The sequence below is a fragment of the Sphingomonas sp. genome, assembly GCF_035910975.1.
Taxonomy (GTDB): Bacteria; Pseudomonadota; Alphaproteobacteria; order Sphingomonadales; family Sphingomonadaceae; genus Sphingomonas.
Map to the genome: position 1 here is coordinate 1 of NZ_JAMHWM010000033.1, position 9742 is coordinate 9742.

The 9742-nt window shown below is 68.1% G+C and carries 8 protein-coding genes and 1 pseudogene; 4 read left to right on the plus strand and 5 right to left on the minus strand.

Annotated features, from left to right (window positions below; genetic code table 11):
- Together VYI76_RS13150 and VYI76_RS13155 are read left to right on the plus strand one after the other, a co-directional pair.
- The coding region (locus VYI76_RS13150; RefSeq protein ID WP_326525263.1) for a hypothetical protein at positions 1 to 197 on the plus strand (197 nt) is incomplete at its 5' end.
- Positions 191 to 397 (plus strand): annotated as a pseudogene (locus VYI76_RS13155) (transposase domain-containing protein); the annotation flags it as partial. The gene VYI76_RS13150 and the pseudogene VYI76_RS13155, both read left to right, overlap by 7 nt.
- A gap of 40 nt (positions 398 to 437) precedes the next feature.
- On the opposite strand, the gene VYI76_RS13160 reads toward VYI76_RS13155, so the two are convergent.
- Genes VYI76_RS13160 through VYI76_RS13175 form a run of 4 tightly spaced genes read right to left on the minus strand, consistent with a single transcriptional unit; the run spans position 438 to position 6298 of the window.
- Positions 438 to 1553: an MBL fold metallo-hydrolase gene (locus VYI76_RS13160; protein WP_326525256.1), complete on the minus strand. Its 1116-nt coding sequence runs from the start codon at positions 1551 to 1553 to the stop codon at positions 438 to 440.
- A gap of 2 nt (positions 1554 to 1555) precedes the next feature.
- Positions 1556 to 3955, minus strand: coding sequence for a S8 family serine peptidase (locus VYI76_RS13165; protein ID WP_326525257.1), 2400 nt, complete (start codon positions 3953 to 3955; stop codon positions 1556 to 1558).
- A 9-nt stretch (positions 3956 to 3964) separates the two neighbouring features.
- Positions 3965 to 4729: a hypothetical protein gene (locus VYI76_RS13170; RefSeq protein ID WP_326525258.1), complete on the minus strand. Its 765-nt coding sequence runs from the start codon at positions 4727 to 4729 to the stop codon at positions 3965 to 3967.
- A gap of 6 nt (positions 4730 to 4735) precedes the next feature.
- Positions 4736 to 6298, minus strand: a complete 1563-nt coding sequence (locus VYI76_RS13175; protein ID WP_326525259.1) for a tyrosinase family protein — start codon at positions 6296 to 6298, stop codon at positions 4736 to 4738.
- A 1060-nt stretch (positions 6299 to 7358) separates the two neighbouring features.
- Between VYI76_RS13175 and VYI76_RS13180 the strand changes: the two genes are divergently transcribed.
- Positions 7359 to 7694 (plus strand): hypothetical protein, encoded by a 336-nt coding sequence (locus VYI76_RS13180; protein WP_326525260.1) that lies wholly within the window; start codon positions 7359 to 7361, stop codon positions 7692 to 7694.
- A 39-nt stretch (positions 7695 to 7733) separates the two neighbouring features.
- Positions 7734 to 9545 (plus strand): formylglycine-generating enzyme family protein, encoded by a 1812-nt coding sequence (locus tag VYI76_RS13185; RefSeq protein WP_326525261.1) that lies wholly within the window; start codon positions 7734 to 7736, stop codon positions 9543 to 9545.
- A 9-nt stretch (positions 9546 to 9554) separates the two neighbouring features.
- Here VYI76_RS13185 and VYI76_RS13190 read toward each other — a convergent pair.
- On the minus strand, positions 9555 to 9742 hold a 188-nt coding region (locus VYI76_RS13190), incomplete at its 5' end, for a transposase (protein WP_326525262.1).

Genomic DNA, 9742 nt, shown 5'->3' on the forward strand with positions numbered 1-9742 from the left:
GCCATGCCAACGCAGGCGGATGCATCGAGCATCCACGCGGCGAGCACCGTCACGAGGCCGGGCAGAACCTCGACATGGACGTACTGTCCCGTCTTCCGGTTATCGCGCCGCTCGACACGGACGCGACGGCCAAACAGAGCATGCCACGGGTAGTGGACGACAGCGAACTGCCCGACATGGGCAGAATGAACGGGTGATGACTCTCGGCCGGAAGAACTATCTCTTCGTCGGCTCGGAGGCCGGGGGGAGGGCCGCCTCCATCGCCTACACCCTGATCGAAACCGCCAAGCTCAATGGCGTCGATCCGCAAGCCTGGCTGGCCGACACGCTTGCTCGAATCCCCGACTACAAGATCACCAAGATCGACGAACTGCTCCCCTGGCGCTGGAGCCGGTAGCGGTCAGACCGGACGGTTACCTCCGCAGCGACGTGAGAGTTCAGGCAACCGCTCCGGTTGCGAGGTCGATCACCACGGCGTGCTTGCTCTCCTCACGCACGGTCAGTGTGTAACCGAGCTGCACCGGCGGTCGGTTCCGGCGCAGCCAGTCGAGCGAGGGTGCCTCGTTGGTGACGACGATGTGCGGATGTCGGCCCCCCGCTACGGCCGCGTCCACGATCATCGCGAGGAGCGCGGTGTCTGGATTGTCGTGCCGGCCGTTCGCCGACAAGAGGTAGATGTCGGCGGGCAGCCGCTCGAAGAACTCGCTCGTGGCGTTGCGGTCGCTCCCGTGGTGCTGGACCTTCAGGAGGCGCAGCGCGCGCGTTCCGCCCGCCGGGAGGAAGCCGGTTCGCTCGAGGCCTTGCAGGATGTGGTCGCCGCGGGCGTCGCCGGTGAAAAGAACGGCGCCGTCTGGGGTCTCGCCGAAAAGCACGATGCTGCTGAGGTTGGGGACGCTCGTGTCGGCGTTCGCCATCGCGGCGACATCGCCTATCGCGAAGGAATCGAAGTGCTTCTCGATCCACTCGATCCACTCCTTGCGGAGCTGGGCGAGGTTTTCCGGCGTCGGCCCGGCGACGGCGATGCGGCTGCCGCCGAGGGTCCATGCGGGAGCTCTGCCGCCGTTCGCCACGATGCGCGCGCCGCCGAAGAAGCCGTTCAGCGGGATGCCGAGCTTGCTCGCCATGCGCGGGAGCTTCGCGCCCTCGGCGATCCCGAGCATAGCGATCGAGCCGTTTGCCGCCGTGACGCTGGCGCGCCCCGCCTGGCTCATCATCGCCTGGAGGTTAGCAAACAGCGCTCCGTCCGCCTCGTCGAGCGTCGAGCCGAAGCTGTTGTGCCAGAGGTCGTCGATCGCCACCGGATCGGCCTCGCCGTCGGCGCGGGCACGCTCGATCTCGGCAAGAAGGTCGAGGATCCCGGTGATGTGGTCTCGGTCGACGTGGCTGACGATGACCGCCTCGAGCCGCCCTCCGCCGCCGAGCGCGGAGCGAAGGTGCGGCATCAGCCGCGTGTCGAAGGTGCCGGCGATGCCGCCGTCGACGAGGGCGAAGGCGCCGCCGTCCTCGATGAGTAGGCAGTCGCCTTCGGCGGCCTCGATCGCATGGACACGCATGGTCAGAAGACTCCCACGGTGGCGCCGCCGACGGGATAGGTGGCGACGAAGGCGAAGTCCTGTGGCAGCCGGATCAGGCTGTCGGCGAAGATCGCCAGCGTGTGCGACCCAGGCTGCACGTCGGCGCGGATCACCTGGACGTTGTTCTGAGGATCGCGCAGGAGGATATTGGTCTGCCCGGAGAGGTTCTGGCGGGGATCGCTCGCGGGAAAGTCGAGCAGCCGCACGCCTCTCTCGTTGCCGACCCAGTTGAAGGTGCCTCCGCCGCGGCGGGTGTCGAGGATGATCCTGAGCTGGTTCTGCAGGCTCCGGCCAGGGTAGTCGGTCCAGGCGAGAGCGATGCGGAGCTCGCCCGGCTTGTGGACGTCGAACTCCCAGCGGAAGCGGCCCTTGCGCGTGCTGAACCGGAAGCCCGGATCGCGCTGCCAAGTGTCGATAAAGAAGACCTCGAAGGCCGGCGCAACCGGATCCGGCAGGGTGAGCGCCATATCGATGCGGCCGAAGCCCTGGTGGAAGTTCGGCCGGCCGTCCGGCAGCGCGGCAGCATCGCCGCCGGAAAGCACCGTCGTGCCGTTGACGAGCGTCGCCTTGACCAGCGCCGCGCTCGGCGCCGGGTGAGCCTGCGCCTCCCGGTAGTACTGCCGGACGAGGGCCGCGCAGCCGGCGACGATCGGGCAGGCCATGCTCGTCCCGCCCATGAAGGCATAGTGCCGGTTGTTCGGGTAGGCACCCCAGAAGTGGGCGAGCGGCGCGTTCTTCGATCGGGTGGCGGCGATGTCGGTGCCGGGGGCGACGACATCGGGCTTGATGCGGAAATCGTCGCACGGTCCGCGCGAACTGAAGGCGGCGAGGCTCTGCGGGTCGCCCGACACGGTCTCGCCGGCGATCGGCGCCGCCGCGAAGTCCTCGGGCCAGCCGCTGCGCCAGGTCATCGTCGCATAGCCGCCGCTCGTCCGGCTGCTGCGGCTGGCGCCGACGGTGATCGCGTTCTTGGCGCTCGCCGGCGAGCCGAGCGAGGGGAAGTCGACGAAGCCCGGCTTCGCGGAGAGGCCGGGCCGACAGCTGCCCTCGTTCCCGGCGGCGACGACCGCCACGAAGTCGGGATTGGCGAAGACGAAGTCGTCGATGTCGAGCGCCATGCTGTCGTAGCGCGACTGTATATAGGCGCCCCAGCTGTTGTTGTGGACGCGTACGCCGGCGTTGTAGGCCGGCTGCAGCAGGTCGGCGAGCGTGTCCGGCAGGCCGCCGAGGCCGCCGTTGGCGTCGAGGACCGACTGGAAGTGCAGGTCGGCCGCCGGTGCGATGCCTCGGAGTGGCGCACCGGCGCCGGAGGCGGTGCCGTCGCCGACGATGGTGCCGGCGACGTGGGTGCCGTGGCCGTCGGGGTCGGAGCCGTCGCCCGGCCGGCCGAGGGCGATGACGGTGACCGTCTTCGCGGCGAAGTCGGGATGGCTCTCGTCGAGGCCGGTGTCGGCGACGCCGACGAGTTCGCCGCGGCCGTCGTAGGGCAGCGTTCCCGGTACCGCGCCGGGGCGCCCGAGTCCGACGATCTCGCGCGCCATGTCGCAGCGCAGGCGAGCGGCGCGGGCGGCGGCGACGCTGGCGACGCCGGGGAGCGCGGCGACGCTGGCAACGTCGGCAGTGTTGAGGGTGAAGCGCACCGCCCGGCCGGCGCTCATGACGATGGTGCCGCCGAGCGCGCCGATCGCGTCGGCGACCGCCTCGCGCTCCGCCGGTTCGTGGCAGATCGCCTCGAAGCGCCCGGCGGTGACCGGGCCGGGATCTCGGGAGCTCTCGAGGACGGCGCCGCCGGGGTCAGCGCGACGGACCGCGAGATTCCGGGTGCCCGGTGGCTCGCCGTCGGCCTGCTCCTCCTTCAGGGCGAGGTTCTGCGCCGCCGGCTGGAGGGTGTCGGCGACGCCGTAGGGTTGCGGATCCCGGACGAAGGGGAGGCGCCGAAGGGCCTCGCCGTCGCTCGCGCGCACCACGAACCGGCCGGACGGGTCCCGCTCGACGATCTCGGCGCCGACGGTGGCGAGAACGTGGATCGTTTCGTCGCTGACCTCGAGAACCTCCGCGAGCCAGTATCCGGGCGCCCCCCCGGCGGCGGCGGCGTCCGCGTGACCGCCTTGCAGCGACGGCTGGCCGGGAGCCAGCGCGGGGGTCTGAGGCGCCGGCGCCGACTCCAGCGTTCCGCCGGCCGCGGCACCGCCCGTGGGCACGGGGGCCAGAGCCTGAACGACGATGCCGCGGGCGGCGAGGCGCTCGATCGCCTCCGCGTCGGCCGTCCCGGTCACGAGGCCGTCGTGGATGTCGCCGTCGACGGCGCCCGCCGCCTGCTCGTCGGCGAGGGCGGAAACTTCCGCCTCGTGCATGGGGTAGGCCTTGATGAAGAAGCGCATGGCAGATCCTCAGGTCTGGGCCGGCCTCGGCGGGAGGGTCATCTGGCGGGACTGCCAAGGCAGCGCGTCCGCGCCGGAGAAGGGGAGCCGCCACGCCGGCGGCAGCGACGGTCGGCGACGTTCGATGGTGCCGAGCAGGACCGCGGCCGCCATCGCCGGCAGGTGGTAGGGCAGGCTCGTGGCGAGAAGCATCGCCGGTCCGCAGATGGCGGCGCAGAGGGTGCCGTTGCGCAGGCCCCAGCGCCCCGCGTCGCCCAACATGGCCGGGCCGAAGGCGCGGACCGACGGGCGGGCGTGGCAGGCGTTGAGGCAGCGCTGCCGCGCCGGCGCGCAGTGCCAGACGGAGACGAGGAGCGCGCCGGCCGCGAGCGTCGCGGGGGGCGGCGCGGGGATCGCAAGGACGACGATGCCGAGCGCGAGCCACGGCGTGGCGAAGGCGGCGGCGAACGCCGCGATGGCGTGCCAGCGCCGCCGGGGAAGCGCCGCGGTCCAGAGCAGGCCGCCCTCGGTGCGGAGGAGGGGCGCCATCGCCAGCATCATCGCGAGCCATGCGATCGCTCCCGGCCGGTGACCGGCAGCGGCTCCGGTGTCGGCACCGGCATTTGGCACCGGCCAGGCGATTTCCGCGCCGGAGCACAGGGCGACCATCCGGGCGGCCGGCGCGTGACCAGCCCCGGACACGGCCATCATCGCCCAGCCGAGGAGGCTCGCGGCGAGCAGCCACGGGGCCGGGCCGCGGCGAAACCGTCGCAGGAATGGAAGCGGCGGGCGCACCGCCCGCTACTCGCCGAACTTGAAGACGCTGACGCGGCGGACGGTGAACGTCGAGGCCTCGCTCGCGGGATTGGAGGGAACGAACTGGACGTCGAGCCTGGCGAGGTCGTCGCCCGAGAGGTGCAGGGCGTCGACGATCCCCGAGATCTCGAAGACCTGGTTGAAGCCGTTGCCGGCATGCGGCCCGCTGGCGGCGGAGGCGTCCGACACCCCGAAGAGCGACAGCGTGCCGGCGAGGCGGTCGGGGAAGTCGGCCGGGCGGGCATTCGGCGGGATGTCGACGTAGACGTAGTAGACCGCCGCATCGGCCGTCCCGCGGACGCCTTCGACCTTGAGGAAGAGCCGCGCCGGCTCCTGCGTCGCGCCGGGGCCGGCCGCGGCGGCGCGAGCGAGGCTGGTGCGCAGCGTGCGGACCCCAGCTTCGTCGAGCCGCACCTCCGTGCGGGTGCGACCGGCGACGCGGACCTCGCCATCGCTCGCACCAATGAGTTCGGGTCCGCTCGCGGCCATCTGTGCCTCCCTGACCGCGGTGGCACCGGCGGGTGCCACCGCCCTTCCGCCGAGCCCGGCCATGCGCATCGCGACCCGCGGGGCCAGCGTCGGCGGCGTCTCGTCGTCGTAGCTGTAGTCGAGCGGCTGGCCGCGGGTGTCGGTGACCGCGCTTGCGTTGAACTGCCAGAACGTACCGTCGCTCAGCGGCATGGCGAAGGTGCGGTCGGTCGGGCCATCGCGCCAGTCGCCGTCGGTCGGGTCGGCGTGGCCGGGCATCGCCTTCCAGATCGACCAGAGGCGGTCGATGTTGGCGTGGTGGAGCCAGAAGATCGGATCGAGGCCGGCGGTGATCGGCATCGACATCAGGCCGAGGTTGAACCACTGGTTCGGATCCGTCCCCGGCTCGGCGCCGCCGATGTCGCCGTGGATGTTGTTGTGCGGCAGCGACTCGAGAGCGCCGTTCGCCGTCTCGGTCTCGGGCCCGTGGTGGAAAGGCGTCACCGGTCCGCCGAAGCCCGGCGGGATGTCGTCGTTGCCGCCGGTGTAGGTCGTGGCGCCGAGGGCCTGCAGCGAGACCGAGAGCGACGGCACGGTGATCGGCAGCGTGCCGTCGCCGAAACGCCGCGGGACGAAGAGCGGGTTGTCCGACCCGTCCGGCAGCGTCTGCGCCGCGAAGGCCTCCGGCAGCACCCGCGCGGCCGCGGTGCCGTCCTTGCTGTAGTTCCAGTAGGGCAGGGCCCAGTCGGCAGGCCCACCCTCGGCGACGACCGCGCTGCGGACGATCTCCTCGAAGGCATAGAGGTAGCCACGGTGCCAGGGCAGAAAGTACCAAGTCTGATGCTGGCACTGCGCCCAGAGGGCGAGGAGGTCGGCCTTCGGCATCGGGGTCTGGTCGTCCATGAAGCCGAACTCAGTCCAGACCACCGGGTGGAAGCCGTGTATCGCGGCGAGGAACCACCAACTCGTCGGGTCGGTGAAGGGCCGCTCCTTCAGGTTCCCGACCGCCTTGGCGTACCAGAGCGTGGTGTCATTCCACGTCGCGCCGAGGCTGCGAATTTCCTTGCGAACGAAGGGCATGGGTGATCCTTCCACTTTCGAAATCGTCGATGAAATGGTCGTACCAAGGAGACGCCGAAAAGGGGCCGTGTGATTCGTTACTGAAATCTGGTCGAACTATATCAGTACGCGTTTAAGTTTGCGTCCATCGACTTCGGCGTTAGGTGGACGGTCGGCAGCTTGATGAACTTGTGGAAGACGACCTGCCCGCACCGCGATGTCGGCCTGGAAGGCCTTAGCCTCCTGCGCCAGGTCAGTGGCGTCAAAGTCGGACGAGATCAGCGTGTTTTCCGTCTGCGCATTCTGATTTCCCCGATCTTGCCCCAATCGCGTCCACGATGCCGTAGTATGGTGCGCCGTCTGAGCTCCAAATCAACTGACGCAGCCGGCGACCAAATGGCGGCTAACGGGATACTGCAATGCGAGACTGCTGAATCGCGAATGGCCGGAAAGGGCGTCCTCGGCCGTTCGCGTATACCGACACGATGGGCGACTTGGCGAACAATTCAAGCGGTTCGATGAACGAATGGACTACGCCGCGCTGCGAAACAGTCCCATACGGCCCTCCATGGCGCACAGACGACGGGCGAAGTCTGGCGCTGGCGGCTTCCGCAAGTTAACATGAAATCCTGCCTCCGCAACCAAACTTACGCTACAGCATCCTACAATAGCCCAAAACTACGATTTCCTACGACGAGGGTGTGTGCGCCCGCCGCAGGCGCCAGGATCGCCGAGCAGTCCTCCGACGCTTGACTTTCGGGCGCGCCCCCGCCGCACTAGTTCCGTGTAATGGTTCCTCGCTTCCGCTCGGTGGGGCGGGCCCAAGATGGAATTCCGGCGAGATCGAGAAGTCGCTCGCCGAGGATAGCGACCTGATTGTACGGTCTGCCGGGCAGGCCGCCTAGCCAATGGGAGGCCGGCAGAAGCCGCCGCGCGGGGAACCCGTGCCTTCGACGAAGCGGAGCTGGAAATGCTCCCAGCTGCCGATGCGGCGGCATGAATATCGGTGGCACCGGCGAAGCCGCAGGTTACAATGGCTTCCTTTCATCTTGCCAGATGCCACGGATCACCTTGGGGGGAAATGATGTCGGTTGATACTCTTCTTGCGCAAGTTGCGTTCGCCCTACTTGGTGGCATCTCCGCTGAAATCCTGCACTGGTATGGCCTGTCCAGGCGCCCCGGCGCCTTGCCCAAGTATTCCAAGGCACCGATCTATTGGATCACCACGCTCGGCATGGTCGCGGTCGGGGGCATCATGCCGGCGCTCTACATCAACGGGACGGCTTCTGCCTTGCTGTGCTTCCATCTCGGCGCGGCGACACCGGTGACGCTTCAGAAAGTAATCGCCGCTGCGCCGAAGGCGGTTACCACGCTGGGCCCGGAGGAGACATCGATGACGGACTTCTTCCGCTGGTAGGGTAGGCAGTCGGTGGCGCGGCTCGGTAGGATCACTTTCGTGGCGCTAGACGGCGCCACGCCGGAACATCTTTCGCTCGAGCCTGTTCCAGATGCCGCAGTCGTAGCCGGGGTTGTGAACAACTCTTTCTCGCCATTTGCCGAGGCCTCCGCGTTCTGTGCAGCGGCCTACCGAGCCGATATCGCTGACGCGCCGGCGGGCACGCTTCACCTGATTTATCTCTACGGTCACGCATGGTTGGACGTCGACGCGGGTATCACGGTTTCCGTTCGCGAGGGGCCCGAGGACGCGATCGTGCTGTGGGGCCAACAGCTGCTCGACTGGCTGTTGAAGGCTGTCGACCCGGACCGGGCGGTGCTGATCTTCGATTGTTGCCATGCCGGAGCGTTCGCGCCCTTGCTATGGGCCCTCGGCACGCGCGCCCCGCGACTGTCAGTCTTCGCGGCGGGGGCGAACGAAAGTGCGATCGCATTCAAGAGCGAACGGGCGAGTCGCCTCAGCCTGGTGCTGGCCGCTCTGCTGTCGGGCAATCAATCTCGTGTCGATCTCGTGGCGGTGATCGCCAAGGCGGCGGAAAGCGTTGCCGCCGATGGGGTGATTGCCGGTCAGGATGTCGATTATCACATGCGCGGTGAGGCCATCCGCCTTGACCGTCGTACAGTATCGACGAACGCGCGCAGACAGCGGACGGTCTCAAGGATCCGTCGCGCGCTGATCGGTAGCGGCGCCGTTGCCGCGCTTCTTGTCGTGGTCGGCGCATGGTTCTACTGGCAGCATGTGGTGATCGAAGTCGACCTCGGCGAGATCTCCACGATTGCCTCCAATGTACGTGTGGTGACGACTGCCGAGGCTCCCGACGGCAATCGCCGCACGGTCCTGTCCGAAGAGGCCGCACAAGGAGCTTCGGTGCGCGGCTGGGTGCCGGCCGGCGATGTCATCGTCCGGGTCGAGGCAAACTATGCCGATGGCTCGGACCGGTATCTGGCCTTCCACCTCGCTCTCTCAGGCAGCTTTGACCCGGTCGGCAAGTTTCTTCGGCTCACCATCCCGGCGACCGATGAGATAGAAGCCCATCCGGGCATGGCATTCATCCCTCCTGGGAACTGGCTGCACGAGCGCGACCTGGAGAAACGCCAGCTTGTCGCGGGCTACTGGATCGACGTTAGACCGCCCACGGTAAGCGAATACACGCCGCTCGCCGAACAGTTCGCAAGGGAAGGGCTGCTCGGACCGAGGGGCTCCTTCCTGCTAAATTCGATTCGCAACGCGTCCGCCGTTGACGCGGCCGGCTTTGAACCGCTTGCCGGGCTCGGCAAGGATCTATCCGATATCTTCGCGGTCATTGAGAGCGCCGAGAGCGACCAGGTGACAGGGGGCGGCGATTTGGCACCGGGTCTTGGCGAGATTGCCTGCAGCACTTGTCCGGCGCCGATGACACGCGAGGAAGCCATTCTCTACTGCACCCATCGCGGCAAGCGTCTTGCCACGGACCTCGAATGGGAACTTGCGGTTCGTGGCACGGACGGGCGGGTATTTCCATGGGGAAACCGGATCGATCAGGCGCGCGCCAACATTCCAGGCCTGCCAGCAGTGGGCGAGCCTCCTCCAGCGTTGAAGCCTGTCGACGCCTACCCGGACGAACGTAGCCCGTTTGGCCTTGTCGACACGGTGGGCAATGCCGGAGACTGGGTCATCAACACGACCGGGTCCTACGAGGCGGTCTATATGGGCGCGACGTACAGGTTCAATCCAGAGGACGCGACGTCGTTTCGCAAGTCGCCGGTGACGGACGAGGAATCCCTTATCCGCGAAATCACGGCGCGCTGCGTAGGCAAGCAGCAGGCAGACTAGGTTGAGGACTCATTGCGCCCACTCCGTGACGGCGGCGACGAGAGCGATCGCTGCGAGATAATTTGCGGCGTGGCGATCGTATCTGGTTGCGACTCGGCGCCAGTTCTTGAGGCGGCAGAAGAAGCGCTCGATGACGTTGCGCCGCCGATATGCCTGTCGATCGAGCGGATACGGCGCTTTGCGGGAAGCGGTCGAAG